The 25,332-nt window shown below is 46.7% G+C and carries 15 protein-coding genes; 5 read left to right on the top strand and 10 right to left on the bottom strand.

The window, feature by feature from the left end; genetic code table 11:
* Window positions 1-27: 27 nt before the first annotated feature.
* A complete protein-coding gene (locus tag HFD99_RS20470) occupies window positions 28-678 on the top strand; it encodes an undecaprenyl-diphosphatase (protein ID WP_025364779.1) in 651 nt (216 codons plus the stop codon).
* Between the two features lie 38 nt (window positions 679-716).
* Here HFD99_RS20470 and HFD99_RS20465 read toward each other — a convergent pair whose 3' ends face one another.
* The 5 genes from HFD99_RS20465 to nadA form a co-directional block, all read right to left on the bottom strand.
* Window positions 717-1,388, bottom strand: a complete 672-nt coding sequence (locus tag HFD99_RS20465; protein WP_016818950.1) for a phosphatase PAP2 family protein — start codon at window positions 1,386-1,388, stop codon at window positions 717-719.
* Between the two features lie 108 nt (window positions 1,389-1,496).
* Window positions 1,497-2,273 carry a GNAT family N-acetyltransferase gene (locus HFD99_RS20460; RefSeq protein ID WP_025364778.1) on the bottom strand — a complete coding sequence of 259 codons (777 nt, stop codon included), beginning with the start codon at window positions 2,271-2,273 and terminating at the stop codon, window positions 1,497-1,499.
* 189 nt (window positions 2,274-2,462) lie between these two features.
* The gene (gene yidC / locus HFD99_RS20455) at window positions 2,463-3,296 is read right to left on the bottom strand and encodes a membrane protein insertase YidC (protein WP_016818947.1); all 834 of its coding nucleotides are present in this window, start codon (window positions 3,294-3,296) and stop codon (window positions 2,463-2,465) included.
* On the bottom strand, window positions 3,262-3,591 hold the full coding sequence (locus HFD99_RS20450) for a hypothetical protein (protein ID WP_225164879.1): 330 nt from the start codon (window positions 3,589-3,591) through the stop codon (window positions 3,262-3,264). Before HFD99_RS20450 ends, yidC begins: the two co-directional genes overlap by 35 nt.
* 112 nt (window positions 3,592-3,703) lie before the next feature.
* A complete protein-coding gene (gene nadA, locus HFD99_RS20445) occupies window positions 3,704-4,810 on the bottom strand; it encodes a quinolinate synthase NadA (protein ID WP_025364776.1) in 1,107 nt (368 codons plus the stop codon).
* A gap of 167 nt (window positions 4,811-4,977) precedes the next feature.
* Here nadA and HFD99_RS20440 point away from each other — a divergent pair, with 167 nt between their 5' ends.
* Window positions 4,978-6,132 carry an IscS subfamily cysteine desulfurase gene (locus HFD99_RS20440; protein WP_025364775.1) on the top strand — a complete coding sequence of 385 codons (1,155 nt, stop codon included), beginning with the start codon at window positions 4,978-4,980 and terminating at the stop codon, window positions 6,130-6,132.
* Complete coding sequence (locus HFD99_RS20435; RefSeq protein WP_016818943.1) at window positions 6,129-6,668, top strand: transcription repressor NadR; 540 nt, start codon at window positions 6,129-6,131, stop codon at window positions 6,666-6,668. Before HFD99_RS20440 ends, HFD99_RS20435 begins: the two co-directional genes overlap by 4 nt.
* Before the next feature lie 130 nt (window positions 6,669-6,798).
* Here HFD99_RS20435 and greA read toward each other — a convergent pair whose 3' ends face one another.
* Entirely contained in the window at window positions 6,799-7,278 is a 480-nt protein-coding gene (gene greA / locus HFD99_RS20430) for a transcription elongation factor GreA (RefSeq protein WP_016818942.1), read from the bottom strand.
* Between the two features lie 369 nt (window positions 7,279-7,647).
* Here greA and HFD99_RS20425 point away from each other — a divergent pair, with 369 nt between their 5' ends.
* Window positions 7,648-7,995: a hypothetical protein gene (locus HFD99_RS20425; RefSeq protein WP_025364774.1), complete on the top strand. Its 348-nt coding sequence runs from the start codon at window positions 7,648-7,650 to the stop codon at window positions 7,993-7,995.
* 231 nt (window positions 7,996-8,226) lie between these two features.
* On the opposite strand, the gene HFD99_RS20420 is transcribed toward HFD99_RS20425, so the two are convergent.
* Together HFD99_RS20420 and HFD99_RS20415 are read right to left on the bottom strand one after the other, a co-directional pair.
* Window positions 8,227-11,262, bottom strand: a complete 3,036-nt coding sequence (locus HFD99_RS20420) for a chitinase N-terminal domain-containing protein (protein WP_039277232.1) — start codon at window positions 11,260-11,262, stop codon at window positions 8,227-8,229.
* Between the two features lie 101 nt (window positions 11,263-11,363).
* Complete coding sequence (locus tag HFD99_RS20415) at window positions 11,364-13,265, bottom strand: serine hydrolase domain-containing protein (protein WP_039277231.1); 1,902 nt, start codon at window positions 13,263-13,265, stop codon at window positions 11,364-11,366.
* A gap of 102 nt (window positions 13,266-13,367) precedes the next feature.
* On the opposite strand from HFD99_RS20415, the gene HFD99_RS20410 reads away from it, so the two are divergent.
* On the top strand, window positions 13,368-13,508 hold the full coding sequence (locus tag HFD99_RS20410) for a hypothetical protein (RefSeq protein ID WP_016818937.1): 141 nt from the start codon (window positions 13,368-13,370) through the stop codon (window positions 13,506-13,508).
* Between the two features lie 22 nt (window positions 13,509-13,530).
* Here HFD99_RS20410 and HFD99_RS20405 read toward each other — a convergent pair whose 3' ends face one another.
* A complete protein-coding gene (locus HFD99_RS20405) occupies window positions 13,531-24,711 on the bottom strand; it encodes a non-ribosomal peptide synthetase (protein WP_025364772.1) in 11,181 nt (3,726 codons plus the stop codon).
* Between the two features lie 165 nt (window positions 24,712-24,876).
* On the bottom strand, window positions 24,877-25,332 hold a 456-nt coding region (locus HFD99_RS20400; RefSeq protein ID WP_238797249.1), incomplete at its 5' end, for a condensation domain-containing protein.

Below are 25,332 nucleotides of genomic sequence, written 5' to 3'. Positions count from 1 at the left end.
TTTTTGAGGTTAAGGAGTAATTTATTCATGCTAATTAATGTAGACTTTGCTTTGTTTCACTGGATCAATGAATTGGCTAATCACCTCGCCTTTTTGAATGGAACTATGCGTTTCTTGGCGCAATATGCACCGTATTTATTTGGAGTGGCTTTACTGCTATACTGGTTCACCTTTAAAATGCCGCATCGGATGATGGTTTTAGAAGCCGTTATAACGGTTTGTATCGGTTTTACAATTAGCTGGTGTCTTGGACATTTGTTTTACAGAGATCGGCCTTTTGTCGGACACTCTGTCATTCAGCTGATTCATCATGATCCCAATGCTTCATTTCCGAGTAACCATGCACTTGGAGCTTTTGCTCTGGCAGCAATTCTATGGCTTCATCATCAAAAATATCGTGTCCTCTGGATTGTCTTGGCTGTGCTTATTGCGATATCCCGCGTATGGACCGGTGTGCATTATCCTTCAGATATTTTGGCAGGGGCGCTCATTGGGGCAGGCTGCGCAGTTGGTGTTCACAAATTCATTCGCAGTCGGAAGCTTCCAGGCATCTTTATCCAAGCAGCTATTATTTTTTATGAAAAATGGGAGCAGAAGCTAGGAATAAAGCCTGTAGAACAGACGAGAACAAAGATGACCCAATCTACTTCCTCTGTGCAAATAAAAAGCAGACGCTAATGCGTCTGCTTTTTTTAACCTCATGATTTATGCACTCATTATGCAGTCGATTTGGTACGAAGTGGTAGCATTCGTTCTTCATACCGCTGGTAGAACCAAATGCAAGCTGCCATCCAGCAACCACTCATGAAATAGCCACCCACAACGTCACTCGGATAATGAACACCCAAATAAATGCGGCTTGTCCCGATCGTTACAATTAGTAGGCTACTGAGCACAACAAGAAGGATACGACCTATCCTGGAAGGAACGTGCTTCCACAATAAAAACGTCAGCGCCGCATACATACTGAAAGCGGTCATGGAATGTCCGCTTGGAAAGCTATATCCATTCGCTTCGATAATACGGTTGATTTCAGGCCTCGCACGCCGAAATAGCATTTTTAGTACCGTATTCAACAGCACTGATCCCAGCACAGCAACCGCTAAAAAAAGCAATTCTCGTCGGTGTCCCAATACACTATAGAGCACGAACATGGCAATTAAAATGATGATTACCACTGGAAGCCCGCTGCCGATAATAGTGAAACATTTCATAAGACGTGTCATGAAAGGCGATTCCAGTTGTCCAATAGCCGTAATGATCTTGTGGTCAAAATGCCGTACTTGCTGGTCGCTAACCCATAATGCGATTAAGCCAAAACCAAGGGCACATACTATACATGTAAGTAGAGCCACGGAAATCGGTAGCTTTGTATATATTTGCTTCATTTTTTAGAGGTCCTCCATGAAATTCATCCCGTGATCAAACAAAATGCAGCATTCACATCGTCCATGTATTTACTTTACCCACTTTTCTTGTATCATTTCATAAAAAGATTAGCTTTTAGAATAAAGCATGGTTAGCTTTTTGGCAAAAGAACGAGGAGTCATCCTGTGATATGAAATCAATTCCCCATTACAGATCACGTGAAATACGCCGTACGGTGTCGGAGACAGTTCCATGAGTAGTGAACGATCTCGTATATCAATAATCTCGGGTTGTATCCCCACAGTCTCAGCTGCTTCAATCACATTGTGCGTGGCTATTTCCAGATAAGGGCATTGATGAGTTCGTAAAATGGTTAAGCCTTCACTAAAATGATCCAGACGTTGAACCCAATTATTAGGGAAATAAGGATCTGAATGCTCTTGATTAAACTTATAAACATACAACTGAAAAGAATATGGAGCATCCTCCACATGCCGAAATCCGTTTTTCAGAAAAATTTCGGGACCTGGCGCCCAGGAGGTATCTATATTTGTAACGACTGCCACTCCCTTCTTCCCCAACGTAATAGCATCTTGAATGCAGCGTTGAATAAGCTGTGAGCCTAATCCCAAGCCGGTTACAGCAATCCAGATACAATGAATCACTAGATATCCATCCGCATGAACAGCTCTCCATGCTTGTTCACCCGATGCATACTCTATAAATCCTGCTGGTTTATTGTCTTTTCTCAATTGTATGTAAGTCAAATTTTGAGTAAATTCTTTTTCTGTCCAATTCATTTTTTGTACATATCCCGGTGCTTTTTGCATGCTTCTCATGCAAAAACAGCCGTCTTCCCTTATTTGATTTTCATACCATTCAATGGTTGTTGTTGAATTTTCCATTTAGTCTCTCCTAACTTTATGAATATTGATATAAGGATTTCATAATGATTACAAAACCGCAAGCGAAATATAGTGAAAAAAACAGCAAAAAAAAGACACCACTCAAGCCTTATTGGCTCGAATGGCATCTGTCATTGCATGTGAGACACTGCTAACACAATTCTATGTCAAACAAATAGCATCTTCTTATTAGGTTGGCGTGACTTCACCAAGTTTAATCTTATTCTCTGCTTCTTCAATTGGATAGCGTTTGCGGAACCACAGCGATTGAAGCAGCAAAAAGGTGCCGCTTACGGTCCAATATAAAGGCATGGCCGCAGGAGCGTTGAAGGAAAAGACCGCCATCATAATCGGTGAAAGATAACCCATAATAGCAAATTGCTTGCGCTGGTCAGCCGTCATCTGTTGCTGAGAAAGCTTAGCCTGTGCCAAGTATACAACTGCGACGACAATTGCCAGAATCCAGTCCGGCTGTCCGAGCCGGAACCATAAGAATGAATGTGACGCCAACTCCGGCGTGAGTCGGATGGCAGTATACATACCGCTTAAAATCGGGAGCTGAATGAGAATAGGCAGACAACCGATATTGAGCGGATTGAATTGATGTTCTTTGTACAGCGCCATCATTTCCTGCTGCATACTCTGCTGGCTGGTGGTATCTTTTTTATTCTCATACTTCTTTTTAATTCGGTCCAAGTCGGGCTGCATAGCGCTCATCTTGCGCTTCATACCCTGCTGGGCACGCGTTTGACGCATCATTAGCGGCAATAAGGCCAGACGGACAATGAATGTCAAAGTCATGATCGCCAGCCCAAAACTTCCACCAAACCATTCCGCCAAATGCTGAATGAGCCAAGAAAGTGGGAATACCACGTAATGATTAAAAAAACCAGGTGTCTGTGCATTAATCTCCGCAGCATTCGCACCACAACCAGACAGCAGCATGACCACCGCCAACGCTACGATTAAACCCAATATCCGTTCTTGTTTACCCCAAAAAGTGAATCCCTTGAATCGCTTCATATGTTCCTCCTCGTTGATTGGCTGTGCCATTTTTCAACAAGGGGGAACAATCGGAAGCATCTTCATCTGGCGCTTCCTTCCGCCGAATGTGACGTGCTAGCCGGACAGGCATGTCCTGTCCGCGGGCAGACATCGGCATCAGCGGAGAAGCATGCGAGCGAACGGGGCCGCCTTCGACCCAGCATTCAGCTACGCTGCCGTGCAAATGAGCAAGATACGTATAAGTCACAGTGCACAGCAATCCGATCGTAAGCAAATAGGGGAGTAAGTCCTGAAGCTCAAACAAGGGATTCACCTCCTTCGGTATGTTGCTACAATTATAGCACGAAACCGGACAATCGACTAATCTTTAAATAGAGATAGAGATCGGATTACACAAGAAAGTACGCTCTACGTAACGGTAAAACTTAACGTATAGCAAGCATACGATTCAGTGCCTGTACAGCGTCCTGTCTGATCTGAGCATCCACACGAATTACGCCTACAGGCTCTCTCCGATCAATCTGTTCCATTGCCCACAGCAAATGCGGAAGATCGATCCGGTTCATGGTCAGACAAGGACACATATCGGGATTGAGCGATTCAATCTGCTGTTCAGGGTGCTGTTGTCTAATTCGTTGCACGAGATTCATCTCTGTGCCAACGGCCCAACGGGTTCCCGGCTCTGCCGCACGGATCGTATCGATGATGAATTTGGTGGAGCCAGCACAATCTGCGAGTTGTACAACCTCATAAGAGCATTCGGGATGAACGATGACTCGGATATTTTTATCGCGTTCACGGACGTTGCGAATATGATCTACCGTAAATTTTTCATGAACTGAACAATGCCCTTTCCATAAAACGATTTTTACGGTTGCCGGGTTTCGTTCAGTCTCCAACTGATCGGTCATAGGATTCCATACAGCCATTTCATCCAGCGGAATTCCAAGATCATGGGCTGTATTGCGTCCCAAATGTTGATCCGGCAAAAATAAAATACGTTCCTTTTGTTTCAGTGCCCAGTCTAGCACCTGCTTGGCATTCGAAGAAGTCACTGTAGCCCCGCCATGCCGTCCTACAAAGGCTTTAATCTCTGCTGTGGAATTTACATATGTTAACGGAATGATCGTATCACCAACCAACTCCTGCAAATGCTTCCACGCTCGTTCCGTCTGCTCCATATTCGCCATATCTGCCATTGAGCAGCCTGCGCGCATATCCGGCAGAACAACGGTTTGCCGGTCGGTAGTCAGCATATCCGCTGTCTCCGCCATAAAATGAACCCCGCAGAACACAATAAACTCCGCTTCCTGATTTTGTGCCGCCATTTGAGCGAGCTGTAGAGAATCTCCTGTTATATCAGCAAATTGGATAACCTCGTCTTTCTGATAGTGATGGCCCGGAATGAGCAGCTTTGAGCCCCATTTTTGTTTCAGCTCGGCTACGCGTTGCTCCATGTCAGCAACCGTCAGTGTTTTATAATGCTCTGGCATAAGTCCACGATTTCCTTGTAAAACGTCTAGCATAGACATTAGATTCCCTCCATATCGTTGCGGCTGACTGTCCCTCGCTCACGAATAGATAACCGCTATGTGTACAAAACATATTTACATGTGTCTTGACACCTATATTTACACATGCCTACAATAATCTCAAGAGTTTTTGGAATGGAATTATTTTTAAGTGGGGAGGATTTGCTGTGATTTACCTGGACTACGCCGCTTCCACACCCATGTGTGACGAAGCTTTGCATATATATAGCGTAATGAATAAGGAAATGTTCGGAAATGCCAGCAGCCTCCATGATGCAGGCGGTCAAGCAGCCTACACACTAGATTACAGCAGGCAACGAATGGCAAAAATGATTGGCGGGCAAAAGGAAGGCATCTATTTTACATCAGGGGGCACAGAATCCAATATGGTGGTCGTGCAATCAATCCTGAACGGGCTGCCGCCAGACAAAAAGCATTGGATTATGAGCGCTTTGGAACATCACTCGATGTACAATCTTGCTACTTTGCTAGAACATCAGGGCTATGAGCTAACTATTATACAACCGGATCAGGAAGGACGAATAACCCGTGAAGTTCTTGTACCCCATCTCAGAGACAACACCGGGCTTGTATCGATACAACACGCCAATTCGGAGACAGGGCTGATTCAGGATCTTGCTGCCTTGTCTCCCCTGCTCCACGAACGTGGTATTATGTTGCACAGTGATGCGGTACAAACATTTGGGAATGTTCACATAGATGTAGAAGCTATGGGAGTGGATGCACTCTCTATATCAAGCCATAAAGTATATGGCCCCAAAGGTGTCGGTGCTGCATATCTCAGACCCGGAACCCCATGGCGTCCGGTGTATCCTGATACACTGCATGAAAACGGATTTCGTCCTGGTACAGTTAATGTTCCTGGGATTGCAGCCTTTGTCACAGCGGCAGAAATGATGACGGAACAGATGGAGATGCATCAGGAGCGATATGCTACCCTGCGAAGATATTTTATTACGAAAATTCAGGAAAGATCCATTCCATTACGTTGGGTCGTAGAGGAAAGCGAAAAAAAAGCAGTGCTTCATCATATTGTAGGATGTTTTTTTCACGGTTACGAGGGACAATATGTTATGCTGGAATGTAATCGCAGCGGTGTCTGTATATCTACCGGAAGCGCATGTGCCGCCGGACATCACAATCCTTCACCTGCCTTACAGGCACTTGGAGCATCTGAACGTGAAGCCTTACAATTTATCCGTATTTCTTTCGGCAGGACAACCACCATCGAGGAATTGAATGTACTGGTAGATATTTTGACAGACCTGACGCATCGACAAGAAAGGAGCTTATCCCGTTGACTGAATCTTTAAAACGGTCAGGTACGGATCGCCGCGAACAGCTGCTATTGTGGCTCAAAAGCGAGTCACCGCTGACCGGGAGCGAGCTGGCACGCAGGTCCTCCGTTTCCAGACAAGTAATTGTACAAGATATTTCCCTGTTAAAAGCAAGCCAAGAGCCTATACTTGCAACGAGTCAAGGATACATTTATATGGAACCTGCGGCTCAAGCCGCTCCCTTAGCCTCTCGTATTATTGTGTGTAATCACCGACCTGAACAAACAGAAGAAGAATTAAAGCTAATTGTAGACTACGGTGTCAGTGTGCAGGATGTTATAGTTGAGCATCCAGTATATGGAGATCTGACTGCTCCAATACGGGTCGGAACTCGCAAAGAAGTGGACGATTTTATACGTAAGATCAGCTCCACCCAAGCCACGTATTTGTCCCAGCTGACCGGAGGCATCCACCTGCATACCTTGCATGCTTCGGATGAAGATAAAATTAATGATGCCTGTGCTGCATTGGAGCAAGCCGGCTTCCTAATGACAGATTGATCTTAATACGATAGCAAAGCAATAAAAATCCTTTCCAGTTTGTGGAGTGCAAATGCACTCCGCAGGGATGGTATGTAAATAGCGAGAAATGAAAAATCCCGGCCCCCTTATAAAGGGAATCGGGAATGGACTAAGCGAGCTTAATTTCTAGCAACTCATATTTGATTACAGCCATAGGTGCATCGACATGAATGATACTGCCCACTTCTTTCCCCAAAAGTGCCTTACCTAAAGGACTCTCATAGGAAATTTTGTTGTCCAGAACATCTGCCTCCGCAGGACTTACAACTTTGTATTCCACCTTCTCCGAAAATTCGATGTCATTCAGAATAACAGTAGAACCGATACTGACCGTTTTAAGATCCAGATTACTTTCATCCACTATCCGAGCTTTGGTCAACATTTTTTCCAAGACCATGATTCGTGTTTCCATAAACGCCTGATCGTCCTTGGCTGAGTGATATTCACTATTTTCCTTCAGATCTCCATAGCTGATGGCCAACTTGAGGCGTTCGGCTAGCTCCTTGCGTTTTACTGTCTTCAGTTCCTTGAGCTCTTCCTCCAGCTTGGCTAATCCCTCTTTAGTTAACAATACTTCTTCATTCGACATGGTCTTATTTCAACTCCTATTTCAGCACTTTGCATAATTCAAGTTCAATACTCGAAGGTACAATATATACGAGCTAAACCGTTAGGGTCCATCTATTGCTAATTGGATAAAGCTCCTGGAATTGATGCAAAATGCTCATTTAGCTTGCTTTATTGTAGTTTACTCTAAATTGGACCAACATGCGAAAAGAAATTCAGGAAATAGCAATCAGCTACCTTCGACCACTGTGATCCATATGGTAACCAAAGCTTTCTTGTTCGCATATCGTATGATCATAACGTATTTTAATGAGCACGTGCAGTGCCACTGCCCTTGTCCCAAATTTCATGCAAATCAGGCAGGAGCAGTGTATGGCGGGAGGAAGATTCAATGGCTTCCTTAGGAAAGAATGGCAATGGGAACGGGAATCGCAAATCCAAATCCCCCCCTAACGGTCAAAAGAAAAATGGATTAAACAGTAATTCGGCTATCTTTTCAGCACTTCAAGGAAAAAATGTAGAGATCCTAGTCGCAGCCCTCCTACTAACAGGAAAACTAAACGTCGATTCCGTGACTTTATACAGACAAGCAACATTATTTTTAGGACTCACAGGAAAATACAAAACATTAGCATCTGCCCCTACTAATGTCGATAATATGGTGAAATTTTTAAATGATAACGGCAATATGACGTTGGATCAGGTGATACAAGCCTTTTCGCAGAAAATAAATAATTAACAGGTGGCGAAAGGAGATAGTTGTGGTGAGTGAGTTTGATGGAGAATCTTTTGCAGAGTTTATCATTATTGTGATTCTAGTTGCCATGATCTTCTATGGCTCCTCAGATATAGAGGGACTTTCCGCTTCGCCAACCCAATCCTAAAATGCTAATTCCCGCAAAAAAGAGCATCTATAGACTCTCGCGAGGTCAATAGATGCTCTTCCTTTTTAACGGCTCATTATTTCGAATTAACGTTCCTTCACTTCTACACTTATGGTTTGACTGGAAACCTCTCCTGCAGCATTGACTAACTCGGCCCGATACTCATATGTACCCGGCTTTTGATTTTGGATGTTGGTCACAGCACTTTGGGCCTGCGGACTTTGGCTCGACAGAACCTGCGTGTCGATCAGCTCTCCATTTTCATACAGGTTGTATTGGGTTGCATTCGTACCCCACCACATGTTCATTGTCAGGGTATAGTTACCGTCACCATCCCAATTGTTATGAGACAACACCGGTATGCCAGGAGTAGCATCGGTCACTTCGACAGTTAACGGGTCGCTAACCGTTTTACCGGAAGCGTTGATCAGCTCAGCAGTATACGTGTAGGTTCCATTGCTCTTGCCTGTAACAGAAATGACTGCATGCTGTGCTTCAGGGGAAGCCGCTTGCAACGATTGGGTTGCAATCAGCTTGTCATTTTCATACAACTTGAGTTCATCACCATTCGTGCCCCACCACAGATTCATGGTGATGTTGTAGTCTCCATCCTTCAGTCCGGTGTCCTGACCGTTATCATGAGACAGCACCGGTTTACCCGGCACTTCACCTACAGTGTTTTTCTCGACTCTAACGGTTACTGGATTGGATACGACCGTTTTACCGTCCAAGGTGACGCTCGCTGTAATCTCGGCGCTCCCCTCTTTTAGGGCCCGAAGCTCTCCATACGTATCCAGTGCAACGGATTCATGGCTGCTGATATACTGAACAGAGGCATTACTTAAATCAGCTTGGCTGCCATCTGTGAGCGTACCCTTGAGATGTGTGGCTGCTGTATCCCCAACGTTAAATGTTGTTTGATCCAGTGAAAGCTCTACTTCCTGCAAAGCTGCGCCTGTCTGAGCTGAAAAATCATCTAGCCCGCGCGGCTTTAACTGATAATTTCCTTTGAAAACCGCCGAAATTCCCTTCAGCTTCACTTGCTGTCCTTCTTGATACGGAAAAGATGTCCGTGTTAAGCCTGTACGTGCATCAACTCGCACATGATGGCTAACCTCACCCGCTACTGCATCAAATTCAAACGAACCTACAGGAGTTGCATCTATTATATTACGAATAATGGCAGTAGGAAGCTCAACCAGCTGTCCTTGATTCGCATCGCTGAGCTCGGTGACTTGCACAGCTTGCGGAAGTTGTCCTTCTCCCGTTTTTTCAATAGCCACTGCATCAGTCAACTCGACTTCACCATTGTACAGTGCCAAACTTGCTGTAATCTTTACTCGATCACCTTGGTGAAAGCCGCTTTGGTTTTGATATACATAAATGCCGCCACTTTCATCCTGCATGTAAAAGGCTTGACCGCCAAAAGCCCCTGGTTCTGTCGTCACAACTCCCTCCAAGGTCACAACTTTGCCAGCCGAAAGAGTTCGTGCTTCTGCGACACTGATACGAGCCGGAATTGTATTGCCTTCCTCAGGCAACGGCTGGGCTGGGACATCTGCCAGCACGACCGATTGGGTCAGCAGGTTGCTGCCATTTTGTCTCAGCCTAAGATTAGCTGCACCGCTGGTACCCGGCTTGATCCGCACCGTCAGGTCCCTATAGGCATGCCCCTTGCTGTCGGATTCCAGACTAAATGTTCCGCTATAACCGTAAGAAGTCGGCCAGCTTCCATCCGGATTTTGAATCTGGGCTACTTGATTGCCGCCCGCTACATAAATACCTGCACTGAATCCGCTAATCGTACTATTGGGAGCCAGTTGGTCGGCAACTATGCGAATTTGAAAAGGCTGTGCATTCGGTAGTTGCTCCTGCCGAACGATGCTGTACACAGGCTGCGCACTGGCTGTAAGTCCGCCATAGGAGCCGGCCTTGAACGTTCGCTGATCCCACCATTTGTAGCCGGCTGCAGGAGCGGACCAAGGCTCGGCTTGCGGTTCCGTGGAAGCCTGAGGAGCTTCAAAAGACAGCAATGCCGTCGGCTGATCTAGCTGTAAGTTTTTTACATCCGACAGGCTGGTATACTCCTCCTTCTTGGACAACCAATCGACGATATTGACCAGTAACACAGCGTCATCCTGCTCCTTAAAGCCGTCATACGTTGTCTTCTTGGTTCCTGTCTCTTCACGCAGATATTTCGGCGTTGCATCTTCAACAGGAGATGAATCCCCAATAAAAGCAGCTTTGCCTAGACCTACTTTTGCTACAGCTGCATAAGGTCCTTCCGCTATACCACCTCCGTTATAAACGCCCTGATCTACTGCATTCCCCCAAGCCTGATTGGTTTTAGGCAGATATACGATCCCCTTGGCTTTGGTCGGGTCAATAATCGCCAATGTTGATCCTGCGTGCATTGCCACATTACTCACTCCTGCTGTAATGTCGAACGCCTGGGCAGGTTCAACAATCTGATTAGCCGTGATATCGCCTAATGCATTGTAGCGAAAGCGTATACCAAACTGGTTACCCAGCCAATCTGAGCTAACCACGCCCTGCATCGCTGCCGAGCCTTTTTCTTCCTCACTCATTCCCTTTGCAGGGTCTTCCCATGCACCACGACGGTACCCATTGATACTTTCCGATCCGTCCCAGCGATTCTTGTTGCGGTCGGCGTTATAATGATCACCAATGAAAAAAATGCTATTGCCTGCTTTAACATACTGTTCCATTGCGGCCTGTTCGCTTTGTTTAAAAGGGATATTGGGCTCCGCTGTCACAAATACATCATAATTCTTTAAATCATTATAAGTAATAGGTGTAGATTGGCGAAGTTCATGAACATCGTAGCCATTGTTTGCAAGGGCTTGGCCAAAATCTGAAAATCCACCATCAATCACCCAATCTGCTGCGCCGGCTGTCTGTCCATGTGTATTATCGAACAACACTTTTTTACCAGCGTTTTCGTTGACCACTTTGGCTGCAATGAAAGGGGCCGGGTCTGCCGGGCCTTCTGCGCGTGCCGGTTGCATGCCGCCCACAACACCGGCGTACAACGATAAAGTGAAAACCATAGCTGTTGCGTATTTGAAGCTGCGGGATGTAAAACGACGAAAGATTCCCATTCTATTCCTCCTGTTAATTGGTTTAAGGCCCCTCTCAGAGGGGCACTAAATATAAATGTTAGCATTCATTTATGTGCGGACATGCGTTGTTTTGTAAATCTTTAGGAATAATGAAAAGGAAGGAAATTCCAATAAAAAAGATAGGCTGTATGCAGCAAAGTGAGTATCGCAAATACAATTTTCCCGGCAGCCCGGACTCTTTTTTCCCCTGTAATCAGCTTGGTGCCATTCACGATCAATACCCACACGGCAATGAGTGCTGAAATGAGCGGCAGCGTGCAAATTCCCCAGATATACCAGGCGGAATAGCCATACACCATCTGATTGTTACCATAGACGACCTGTACCCCGAGAAAAATCGTATTTAGTAACGCGATGTATGCCAGGTTGGACGAAATGTGATTATTCGTTTTGCGGATAACTCTGATCACATATCTTATGATCCATATCAGTAGGGTTGTGACGAAAAATAAGGATGCGGCTGCATAGCTGACGAGTAGCGTCCAGGTACGGTGCCAAAGTGTCGTCTGCTTCATGGTCTTACTATCCGGGGCAATCATCATCCACGTACCCTTTTCCTGATACAGCAAAATTTTAAGCTGGCCCCCCTTTTCCACAAACAGCCCATCACCTGCTGCTTGAAAAACTTTGTCTGTTGCTTCATTCTGATCCGGGTATTTTCCTTTAACAATTAGCGTATGATCATCTTGAATATGAACGGTGTATTTAATGCTTCCCAGTATCCGAATCCATTTTCCCCACCCATGAACAGGAGTAGTATCCACCTGATATACGCCCTCGATCTCTGGCGAAAGCTTCACTTGCGTGACAGAACGAGCCAGTGACTGAGAAGCGGCCTGCGGCTTTGCGGGCAGCATTTGAGCTATCGTATTGATGACTTTTCCATGAAGCAGGGTGTCTGTGTCAGCTGAATTGATGGTCACAAAAATACCGATCTTTTGGGATGGAATCAGTACCATTTCGGAAATAAAATCATCAATTTCTCCAGTAGCCCACAACATGGGTACTCCCGTCTTCAGTTGACCACGGAAAAATCCGTAGCCCAAGCCATCCAGACGGGCATCCGCTGCAAATTGCTGTGCATGCATCACTTTTACCGTTTGTGGCTGGAGTACCGCTTTGCCCTCATACTCTCCTTGGTTTAAATGAGTGATCAGATAGTGGGAAAATTCGTTGGGTGTGACGTTCAACGCTCCTGCTCCCGGCAGATTGATATACGATAAGGGTTGTTTCACATAAGCTCCATGCTTCCACTGATACGATTGCGCCAATTCTGGATGATTTAATGGCAACTCCAGTGTCGCGCTGGGCATATTCATAGGCTGGAATAGATGTGTACGAAAGTAATCATTCAGTCCCTGACCGGTTACTTGCTCCACGATATTACCGATCAGACCGAAGGCGACATTACTGTATTCATACTGAATTCCAGGTTTGCGGATAGGTGGCTGATTTTGAAAATACGTGCTGAGATACTGCTCTGTAGGTAAAACGCCTGCGCGAGTTGAGCTGTTAATGTCGTATATCGCTTCATCTAATCCCGCAGTATGTGTCAGAAGCTGATGCAGATTAAAAGGATGATTTTGGTATTGCGAAGCTTTATAGCTGTGGAGATAGCTGTTCACGTCTTCATTCAAATCAAGCTTGTTTTGCTCGACCAGTTGCATTGTGGCACTTGCACTAAATGATTTGGTTAGCGAGCCAACACGAACAATGGTCTTTGCCGGGTCGAATACCATTTTCCGCTCCAGGTCTGCATATCCATATCCTTTACTAAAAAGAATTTGGTCTTCCTGGGTCACAACGACGGCCGCTCCCGGAATATGCAATTTTTCCAATTCTGTACTCATGATATCGTCCACTGCTTTTTCCACTGAATTAGGTGTTATACTATCTGCTGCCCATGCTGAATTAATGAGCAGATTCCAAAGAAACAACGTTGTTAAGAATGCGGATAGGTAGCCAATACCTCTATTCTTCATATTGAAGTACCCTCCTTACCTATGAAGTTGATTTCATGATTTAAACCGTGCGGTGATTGCATAGCGGAGCAGATATTTACACTCCGTATGGGAGCCATCAGCATGGCGCTATGGAATCATCGCACTTCCCTCGCGGGAGTGCGCATGATAAAGCGAATCCTGATCGAATCGCGTAAGCAGAAGGCTTCTTACCTGTTCGATCAGGATTCATACATTACAGATAAAATTAGTAATTCCAGTTAGTTAAATCATCGAATGTAAGTTTTCAAGAATTATGATGGGCCAATCCTTGTGTCTCGTCTTTGCCCATGTTCCGGGTTATCTTGTGTATTGTGGCACGGATACATTTTACATTTTCTTCGATAAATCCGGGTTCCAGCAGTTCATAATGATTACCAATCAAGCTATGCTCTTCATAGCTTCCTTGTGTAGCATCTTTCCATAAAAGTTTATTATCTCCTGTGCCCTTCACCGTTTCCGATCCAGCGGCAACAAAGCCATGAATATTCGCCTGAACATTTTCTGTGTTCACAAGCTGGTTGCCATACACCGCATAAGCGATCATTTTACGCTGGTACGTTTCATTCAACAGCTCACGATAGGATTCGGGAACCTGTTCCAGCATGGCATGAATTTCCTGCTCTGTTTCTTCATCTGTGAAAGGCAGAGCTTCTGCCCTTTTGACCGAATCGAGCATTAAAATATCGGATACAGTATGACCTTGGTGCTCCAGTGTGCCGGCAACCTTATGCGCCAGATTCCCACCTATAGAATAACCAAGCAGCACATACGGACCTTGCGCCTGCGTGCTGATGATTAAATCAACATATCGTGCCAACATTGCCTGCTCATCCGTAACATCATCTACGAACTCTAATCCATACACAACTGCATCTTGGTCCAGTTGTTTTGCAAGCTCTGCGAACGACAGTCCGTATCCAAGCATAGGAGGAAAGCAGAAGATGGAAACCGGACCGTGTTCATTCAACCGAATGATTGGACTATCGACCTTGTAGTCCAGATCGGCTTTCAATAATGTGAGCGCCTGCTCTTCTATGGTCGGGAACTCCAGAACACTACGGATGGGCAGCTCAATATCTGTAGCAAGACGAACTTTGCGTATAAGCTCCAGTACTTTCAAGGAATGTCCACCCAACGTGAAAAAGTCATCGTGGATTCCCACTTGCGGGATTTCAAGCACCTCCTGCCAAATAGCTGCCAGCAACTGCTCCACATCGGTTCGTGGTGCGACATATTCTATCCCCGTGTGCAATGCTTTGTCCGGCACAGGTAAAGCTTTACGGTCAATTTTGCCGTTAGTCGTTAGTGGAAACCGATCCAGCTGTACAAAAGCGGACGGAATCATATAGCTCGGCAGACTGGCCGACATCACAGTTCGAAGCTCACGGATGGTCAGCTGTTCATCGGCAGTGAAGTAAGCACATAATTGCTGCTGACCTGCTCCATCCCGCAAAGCGATAACAACGCTATCCCGTACAGAAGGTACACTTGCCAGTCTCGTCTCCACCTCGCCCAGCTCAATCCGGTAACCGCGAATTTTAACCTGTTGATCAATCCGTCCAGCGTATTCCAGTATGCCGTCTTCACGCCAGCGAACAAGGTCCCCAGTACAGTACAGGCGATCTCCGTCCACCCACGGATTAGCAAGAAATCTCTCAGCCGTCAGTTCAGGACGATTCAAATAACCACGCGCAACTCCGTCTCCACCAACAACCAGCTCACCCCAGGCTCCGACCGGTTGCAAGTTAAATGATGAGTCCACAACATACGCCGTCGAATTGCAAATGGGACGTCCGATTGGCACAGAATCCAGCTGTTCTTCCGTAATGTGATATGTCGTCGAAAAGGTTGTATTTTCCGTTGGTCCATAGCCATTAATGATGTTCATATGCGGATTATCGCGCAGGACCCGGTTAATATGGGGTGCAGACAAAACATCACCACCAACCAACAAATACTTCACATCACCAAAAAGTTTACTATCCTGCTGCGAAAGCTGATTAAATAATGGTGTGGTCAGCCACATCATGTTGACGTGATGATCCTGTATCGTCTCTTTCATCTTGGCTGCGTCCAAAAGATCATCCTTATGCAAGAGAACAAGCTGACCGCCGTTCAGCAGTGCACCCCAAATTTCAAATGTAGATACATCAAATACAAACGCACATGTCTGCAGCATTCGGGTTGATTCATCAAATGGGACATAATCCGTATTGCGGACGAGACGCACAACACTTCGGTGCTCAACTACGACACCCTTAGGCTTACCTGTTGAGCCTGAGGTATAAATGACATAAGCGGCATGATTACTCGCTCCATCTATACCCGGATTGGAAGCATCTGCACTGTACGACTTATCATCATTCAGATTGACAATCTGTCCGTCAAAATAGCACCGATCCAATAAATCCTGCTGAGCCAACAGTAGCTTGGCTCCCGAGTCCTCTAGCATATAACGGATACGATCCTCTGGATATTGAGAATCTATCGGCACATACGCGCCTCCAGCCTTCAAAATGGCAAGTGTTCCCGTAATCATATCCAACGAGCGCTCCGTCAAAATGCCAACAGGTTCATCAGGTTTGACCCCTGCATCCCGCAGTGTACGCGCTAATCGATTGGCTGTCTCATTGAGCTCCCGATAGGTCAATGTTTGATGACCCAAAGCTACGGCAATATGATCTGGTGTGCGTTCTGCCTGCTCCTCAAACAGTTTATGAATCGTCTGATTGTCTGGATATGCAGAGGAAGTGTCATTAAACTCTCCAGTAATTTGCTGTTTTTCCGCCGCTGTAACCAGTTCCAGCTCTTCTACGCGAACATTTGGGTTAAGCAAAGTTTGCTCCAACAGGTTCACAAAATGTCCATGCAGACGCTCAATGTCTGTTTGATCATAATTTAACGCATTATACATAAAACGAATCTTCACGCATTCTCCCGGCATTACAACTACATTCAGATCATAGTTGGTCTGCTCAAGAGCTACCACGTTGGAAATCGGGGAAAGTTCCTGCCCATCAATTTCCATCTCCTCGACCTGCTCATCCACCGGATAATTTTCAAACACCATAATATGGTTAATTAAATCCTGTTTCTGGTCAGTCAATGCCTGAATTTCAAACAGTGGGTACGTATCATACGCATGAGAAGCCAGCGCCTGTTCCTGCGTTTTCTTCATAACTTCTGCAAAAGATTCCCCTGCCTCACTAAGGATGCGAACGGGAATGGTATTAATGAACAAGCCGATAATACCCTCGACTCCGATAATATCCGATGGACGGCCTGAGACGACACTACCAAATACGACATCACAGTGGTTGTTATATTTTTGTAGCACAATTCCCCATACGGTTTGTAATAACGTATTCATGGTTACCTGATATCGCTTAGCCGTCTCCTCCACCCGGAGGGTAAGCTCACGCTCCAAAACCGTCACCCAATCACTAGCTGTATAGCCTCCACTCTTGCGGCCGGATTTTACAGCTGGTAGTGCTGTTTGCTGCTCATACCCGGATAAATAGCTGCTCCAGTAATCAGTTGCCGCCTTGCGATCCTGTGCTTCCAGCCATTCAATAAAGCGGCTGTACGGCACTGCCGGTGCCAGCTCTGGCACTCTGCCCTCCTGAAGCGCTGCATAGCTCTCAAACACTTCTTTATTTATTAGGGACAGACACCAGCCGTCCATGACGATATGATGGAAGCTCCACACAATATGGTAACTGTCTTCCCCGGTGCGCAAAATCGCTATACGCATCAGGACATCCCGACGCAGATCAAATCCCCTTGCTTTATCTTCCAACTTGAAGTTCTTCAGCCAAATGCCCCTTGTATCGCTATCCAACTCGCGTAAATCTTCGTAATAGAAGCCACAATCCCGATTTCGGTAGACCACCTGCAACGGCTCCGTATCCCGGCCGAAATAAAAATGTGTACGTAGCGCCTCGTGTCGCCGAACCAGCATATTCAGGCTTTCTGCAAAATTCCCGATGTCCATCCGACCCCGCATATCATAAGAAACCTGCTCAAAATACGCGTCATTCGCGGCTGCTTGACTATCAAGCTGGCTGTGAAACAACATCCCTTTCTGCATCGGGGTTAGTGCATATACATTGTCGATCTCACCCGCAGCGCCCATTTCAGATAACAGGCTGTCCAAGCCCTCCACACTCATTCCTTTATAGGAAATATCACTTGGGGTCAGCTCTGGGTGTTCTTTATGGGTGCAATGTGTCAAAATTTCGCGCAAGCTCGATTCCAGTAATCTCGCCAATCGCTCAATCGTCTCTGGTCGGTAGCTGGTACGGCTATAGCTAATTGTCAGCCCCAACTGACCTCCCGAAATGATGCCGCCAAAATCCAGTGTATATGTCCGAGCCATGGTCGGGCTAAGTGGCATCCCCCCCTCATATGGGGATGACTGCAAGTCGTTTCCTTTCATATCCTGATCGAACTGTCCCAAATAGTTAAAACTAATTTCAGGAGCTGTCGTAAATATGGCTGAAGGTCCCTCCGATGCCTGTGTCTGACGGTCGAATAAATATTTCAGTGCGCCGTAGCCGATCCCTTTTTGCGGGATACTGCGCAGTCCTTCCTTCACATGTTTGATTCGCTGTGAAAGAGCAGTCTCTTCTGGCATATCGAGTAAAACAGGATATTGGCTTGTAAACCACCCTATCGTCCGGGTAATATCCACCTCTGATAAAATGGGTTCACGTCCATGTCCCTCTAGATTTATCAGGAAACGATCATTTCCGCTCCATGCCTGTAACGCCATTCCTACCGCAGTCAGCAACAGGTCATTAATTTCTGTACGGTAGGCACGATTGGCCTGCTTGAGCAGTTGCTCTGTCTCTGCATTTGTCCATAAAGCAGTAACCGACTCACTATCGCCAATCAATGGCTTATCGTGCTCGTTATGTCCGTAATCCTGCGGCAAAGGAGCCAGTTCCGCTTGTGCAAGCTCCTCCCAATACGCCCGCTCACGTTCCATGGCCGGACTGTTGGCATAGGCGTGCAGCTTTTCGGCCCACGTTTGGAACGAATCCGTCTTGTGAGGTAACTGAATCACCTGCTCACCCTTGGAGGCTTGCTCATAAGCTGTCGCCAAGTCCTCAAATAAGATGCGCCAGGACACTCCATCTACCACCAAATGATGAATTGCGACCAGCAGATGATCCCCATCCGGGCAACGGAACAGGCCGAGCCTCATCAACGGCCCTTCGCTTAGAGAAATACCAGATTGAATTTCATTGCATTTGGCTTCAATTATCTTCGCCAAGTTCCCTTCAATAGCATCACTGTTCCTATAGTCAAAGCACTCCAAATGGTACGGTTCGCCTTCATCTACACCTCGGTTCCATGCTGTATATCCGTTCTCCGACGACCGAAAAATCATACGCAATGCATCATGATGCGTTGTAATCTGATGGAGCGCCTGCCGAAGTGCCTGTTCGTCATAGCCTTCCTGCCGATAGAGCATGACCGATTGGTTGAAATAGTGTGGTTCACCTGTTGGCTGTTCAAAGAACCAGCGCTGAATCGGTGTAAGCACAACATTTCCGGTAACCTCGCCCTGCTCGGCTACTCGGTTAACTGGCTGAATATAAGTACTTAGATCCGCAATTGTCGGGTATTTAAACAAGTCTTTCATTTCCAGCTTGTATCCAGCCTGAAACAAGCGAGACGATACTTGAATGGCCTTGATGGAGTCGCCACCCAAATGGAAGAAGTTATCCTGTATCCCAACCTTCTGAATACCTAGGATGGCGCCCCAAGCCGCAGCCAGTGCTTGTTGAACATCCGTTTCAGGTGCCACATAATCCATGCCTGTATCGAGATTATGCTCAGGCAGAGGTAGTGCCCTGCGGTCTACTTTGCCATTTAGCGTCAAAGGCAGTCTGGAAAGACGTACAAAGTAAGAAGGCACCATATAGCTCGGCAGATCCTGTGATAGAGCGTTACGTAAGTCACTAGCGCTTAGTTCGCTGTCTGTTACAAAATAGGCACACAGCTGCTTTTGCCCGTGATCGTCCTGCCGTACTATCACAACCGATTCCTTCACACCTGCAATCGTGGACAAACGGGTTTCAACTTCACCCAGTTCGATGCGGTAGCCGCGAATTTTGACCTGCTCATCCATTCTTCCCTTGTACTCCAGTACGCCATCAGCACGCCAACGCACCAAATCCCCTGTACGATAGCAATATTCTCCAGGCCGGAATGGACTTTCAATAAACTTTTCTGCCGTAAGCTCAGGCCGATTCAGATACCCGAGTGCCACGCCATCGCCACCGAGAAATAGTTCGCCCCATGCCCCCACAGGCTGCAATTTTAACGAACGATTGACCACATAAACGGTGGAATGATTAATCGGACGGCCAATGGGAACACCTTGAGTTTGCGGTTCCATAATTTCATAGGTGGTGGAAAAGGTTGTGTTCTCCGTCGGCCCATAAACATTACTCAATCGAAGGTGCGGGTACTCCTTCAGCACGCGGTTAGCGTGTGGTACGGACATCACATCACCACCCACGAGCAATTCCTTCAGGGATGCAAACACTTCAATGTCTTGCTGTGAATGCTGATTAAATAAAGCCGTGGTCATGAACATGGTGTTAATCCGATACTTATTCATCGCCTGTTTGAACTTGGCAGCATCCAAAATAGTGTCATGATTTACTACATATAATTGGCCACCGTTCAGCAGCGTTCCCCAGATTTCAAATGTGGAGGCATCGAATACAACTGCACCCATTTGCAGCATACGCGTATTTTCGTCAAGCGTGGCGTAGCTAGTGCTCCTCACCAATCGTACGACATTACGGTGATTGACCATAACGCCTTTCGGCTTGCCTGTCGTACCAGAGGTGTATATGACATGCGAAAGATCTAAGGCAGATCCCCCATTTGAAATGGCATCTGATCCATGGGTATGAGTGTAGCCTTCAAATTCGCTGCTCCATAGTTGCGCATCGCTCAAATCGATGACTGGAATACCTGGTTCAAAAGAAACCTGCTCACGTCGCTGTGACAGTAACAGCTCGGCACCGGAATCCTCTAGTAAATATCGGATGCGCTCTTCCGGATACTCGGGATCAATAGGAACGTAAGCCCCCCCTGCCTTCAAAATAGCCAGCATGCCCACGACCATTTCAATGGAACGCTCAGCCACTATCCCTACTCGCTGTATCTGAGTTCCGGACCCGTGCCGTATCCCATGGGAAGTAAGGATGCATGCCAAACGATCGGAACGCTCATTCAGCTCGCGATAAGTGAGCTGTGTGTCCGCAAAGGTGATCGCTAGTCGATCTGGCGACTGTGCAACCTGTTCCTCGAACAGCACATGCATTAATTGATCCCGTGGATACGGAGAGTCTGCTGCTGTAGTGCTGAATTGCTTCACCAGCTGCTCTTTTTCTTGAGTCGAAACCATTTCTATAGCCGCAAGAGCGATCTCCGGCTGTTCGATAACCACATTGATTAGCTGCTGTAAATGTACAGCCAGTCGTTCGATGGTTTCGCGTTTGTACAAACGGGTTCCGTATTGAAAACCGCAGGCAATTTGTTCCCCATCCTCCTGCGCGAACAGACTTAGATCAAATTTAGCCGTCGTTTGTTCACTTGGATAAGGTGCTAATTGCAGCTCTGCCAGCTGCTGCTCTGTTTGTTCCAGGTTTTGTAGAGCAAACATGGTATCAAATAACGGATTGCGGCTTAAATCTCGATCCACACCCAGCTTTTCTACCAGCTCTTCGAACGGATAATCCTGATGTTCAAAAGCCTTTAACGCGTTATCCTTGACCTCCAGCACATAATCGCGGAATGTTTTCCCGCCTTCCGGATAATTACGGATTGCCAGTGTATTGACGAACATACCGATCAGATTGCCAAGATCAGCATGAGGCCGTCCCGCGATTGGTGAACCGACAATGATATCCTCCTGCCCGCTGTATTGGCTAAGCAAAGTCGTATAGGCAGCCAACAGCACCATATATAAAGTCGATTCGGTCTGCATCGCAATGCTTTTTAATCCTTCGCTTTGCCGTTGATCGAGCGTAAATTCCAGTACATCCCCTTCAAAGCTTCTCACCGCCGGACGTGGATAATCAGTCGGAATATCCAGCACAGGCAGCTCTCCTGCGAAGGTATTGAGCCAGTAGTCTTCCTGTTCTTGATAGCGTTCACTTTGTTGCTGCTCCCGCTGCCAAGCAGCGTAGTCCTTATACTGAATACGCAGCGACGGAAGCGTATCCCCTGCATATAAGTGGATGAAGTCCTGAATCAATACATTTATAGAGGTGCCGTCAGAAATGATGTGATGCATATCCAACAGCAAAATATGATGCTCTGGACTAATTTCAATCAGACCAGCCCGGAACAGCGGAGCCTGCTCAAGATTGAATGGCTGGACAAAGCCATGCACCAGCTCATCTGTCTCCCTCTGGTCAGCTCCGGGGGCATGAATCAACTCCACGCGAAAAGAAACCTCGTTATGTACTCGCTGGACAGGTTCACCATTCATGGTCTCAAAGCTCGTTCGCAATGTTTCATGGCGGTCAATAAGCTGACGGAACGCATTATCCAGTGCCTTATGATCAAGTGAACCGATCAGTGTCAGGGCTCCGGGTATGTTATAGCTAATTCCCGCTCCATCAAGCTGATTGAGAATATACATCCGTTTTTGGGCCGAAGATACCGCATAAAATGGCTTATTCTCCGAAACAGGGATGGATTCATAGGTGGTTTGCTCCAGTGCTTCAATAACCTGCGCAAACTGTTCGATGGTTGGGTGCTGGAATAGATCCTTTAGCTGCACATTTTTATGCAATTGCTTATGGATGAGTGATATGACATGTGTCGCCCGCAGGGAATGTCCTCCTGCTTCAAAAAAGTTATCCTTAATGCCAATACGTTCAATTTCAAGCACTTCTTTCCAGATGCTGACCAGTTGTGCTTGTAATTGATTTTGAGGAGGTACATATTCTGCGCCTGAGCTTATGCCTCCCTCGGGTCGCGGCAACGCCCGGCGATCCACCTTGCCATTAGGTGTCAAGGGTAATTGTTCCAGCTGTACAAAATACGACGGCACCATATAACTTGGTAGCTCTCGGTTCAAAGCACTGCGAAGCTCACTTAACTGTACATCCGCATGGGTTACCACATAAGCGCAGAGCTGCTTTTGCCCCTGCTCATCCTCCCGTGCAATCACAACTGCTTCTCGGACTGCCTCCAGCTTCAACAGCTGCGCTTCCACCTCGCCCAATTCAATCCGATAGCCCCGGATTTTCACTTGTGCGTCGATCCGCCCTTTGTATTCCAGCGTCCCGTCCGCATTCCACCGCACCAGGTCCCCTGTTCGATAGCAGCGTTCGCCGTTACGAAACGGACTGTTGATGAACTTTTCGCTTGTCAGGTCCGGGCGGTTGCAGTATCCACGAGCCACCCCGTCACCGCCAACGAGCAGTTCTCCCCACGCTCCAATCGGCTGAAGCTGCATCGAACGGTCCACGACATATGCCGTTGAGTTATGGATCGGGCTGCCAATGGGCACGGCTTCTGATTGGACGCCGGTAATGGCATGCGTAGTAGAAAAGGTCGTATTTTCTGTAGGACCATAGCCGTTAATGATCCGCAGGTTCGGATGAGCCTTCAGTACCCGGTTAATATGCGGTACGGACAGCACATCGCCACCGACCAGCAACTCCTGTATTCCCTCGAACAGTTCCAAATCCTGCTGGGAAAGCTGATTAAAGAGCGGCGCGGTCAGCCACATCGTGGTAATGCCATGATTACGGACAGCTGCCTTAAGTCTAGGTGCGTCCAAAATGACATCCTGGCTCACCAGTACCAGCTGTCCACCGTTCAATAGCGCCCCCCAAATTTCGAAGGTAGACGCGTCAAAGACAACAGACCCGGTCTGCAAAATGCGCGTGTCCGCATCCAAGTGTGCATAGTTTGTATTTTTCACCAAACGCACGACATTGCGATGCTCCACCATAACGCCTTTGGGCTGGCCTGTTGTACCAGAAGTGTACATAATGTAAGCCAAACGATCAGCTGCGTAAACCGGATGTATTGGTTTAGCATGTTCTGATTGCGTAGCTTCTGTTGGGGTGGTTGTAGTAGAAGCAAGTTCGGAACTGGCGGAAATAGAGTAAAACGGATTTAGGCAGTCCACGTATGCCATATCAGCCATATCCGTATTTGTTCCATGATCATTCGGCAAGATTGGATCGTAACGATCTGCATCATCCGTTCCATAAATCGCGGCATCACTCAGGTCAAGCACCATTCCCTTAAAATCAGTGGGCCGATGTTCTATTTTCTGCACAAGTAGTATTTCGGCACCGGAATCCTCCAGCAAATAGCGCACGCGCTCGTCCGGGTATTCAGAGTCAATCGGAACATACACCCCGCCCGCTTTAAGAATCGCGAGCATACCTACGATCATCTCTATCGATCGTTCAGCTATAATGCCGACCGTCTGCTCGGTGTGAATTTCCTGCTTACGTAAAGAATGAGCCAGTCGGTTAGCCTTTTCATTTAATTCTCCATAGGTCAGGCTATCTTGTCCGGATACTACTGCCACCTGGTGTGGTACCTGCTTCGCCTGCATCTCGAACAATTCATGAATGGACGCATGACTTGGATAATCCACAACTGTATCGTTGAAGGTATGAACCAATTGCTCCACTTCTTGCTCTGACAGCACTTGTGCTGTGTAAATCTCCAGCTCAGGCTGATGCAAAACAACGGTGTACAGCCGTATTAGTTGCTCAACAAAGCGTTCAATCGTCATCTGGTCATAACGGTCGCTACTGTATGTCACATTCAGGGAAACCACTGCATTTTCCCATTGAAATTGAAAATCCAGTTCAGATTGCACATGATTCATAAAATAAGAAGTGTGGATATTTTGCAGGGATGCAGTGGTGTGAATAAGAGGCTTATCGTTCTCGTTACGTGGAATTTCAAGCCCCTCGGTATAGTTCCAAAAAGGAATATTTTGGTGTTCAATTGCTTCGCTGACAGAAGTTTTGATTTGGGACAGCAAGGTTTTGAAGGTTGTCGAGGAATCCAGCGTGTTTTTCAGTAAAATCAGATGGTTAATCGGCTTTGCAGTACTGTTGCCAGACTTGGCTACTGGAATGCCCAGCAGCACACTTTCCTCACCTGTGTATTTATACAATAAGCTTTCAACTCCAGCCAGCAGAACCATAAACACGGCCCATGGAGCTCCACCTGTTATAGATAATATTCTTTGGGAAATTTCAGATGGAAATGTGAGCGTGTACGTAAGAAAATTAGAACTCGTTGCAGCTGTATCCTTGGACACATGATTGGTGTATGGCAAGCAAGTGATATGATCCTCAGATTCCAGCTTATGACTCCAGTAGTTTTTTTCCTTCTCAAATAAGGCTTTCAATGACATCCCTCCTGCTTCATGGGGTCTGTACCCCTGTTGGAATGGTGCTTTGTTACGTAATTGAGCAATGTGTCGGAAAATTAATACTTTGCAGGCAAGGGCAGTCGGACAAGCCGCCGCCCTCTGCGCATGCAAAGTGAAATCATTTCTTTTTAGAAAACTGATTTAGAAAACAAAGTCGATGGAATCTGGCGAGAAGCCTTCCGGCTGCTCGTCCGAGTTCACCTGAATTTCGCTTAATAGCAAATCTGGATTGGCTCCAACCTGTGACAGGATCGCTATCAAATCTCCGGTTAATCGTTCAATAGCATCTGCGCCAAACAGCTTTGTGCAATATTCGAAGGAACCCTTGATCTGCCCGTCTTCATCACTCACGGACAAGGTCAAATCGAATTTGGAGGTCCTGTGTTCCTGAACATACGGACTAAAGGACAGTGTTTCAAGCTGCGCTTCCTGTGACTCCGTATTTTGCAGTACAAACATGGTGTCAAACAACGGATTACGGCTTGCATCCCGCGCTACATCCAGCTTTTCCACCAACTCCTCAAGCGGATAATCCTGATGCTCGAAGGCTTGCAGCGTACGTTCTCGGGCTTCCAGCAGGTAGCTGTGGAACGTTTG

Origin of the sequence: Paenibacillus sp. EKM301P (assembly GCF_011800295.1) — a bacterium.
GTDB lineage: Bacteria > Bacillota > Bacilli > Paenibacillales > Paenibacillaceae > Paenibacillus > Paenibacillus polymyxa.
Note: the sequence above shows the minus strand (reverse complement) of the source record. Positions and strands in the feature narration are given on the sequence as shown.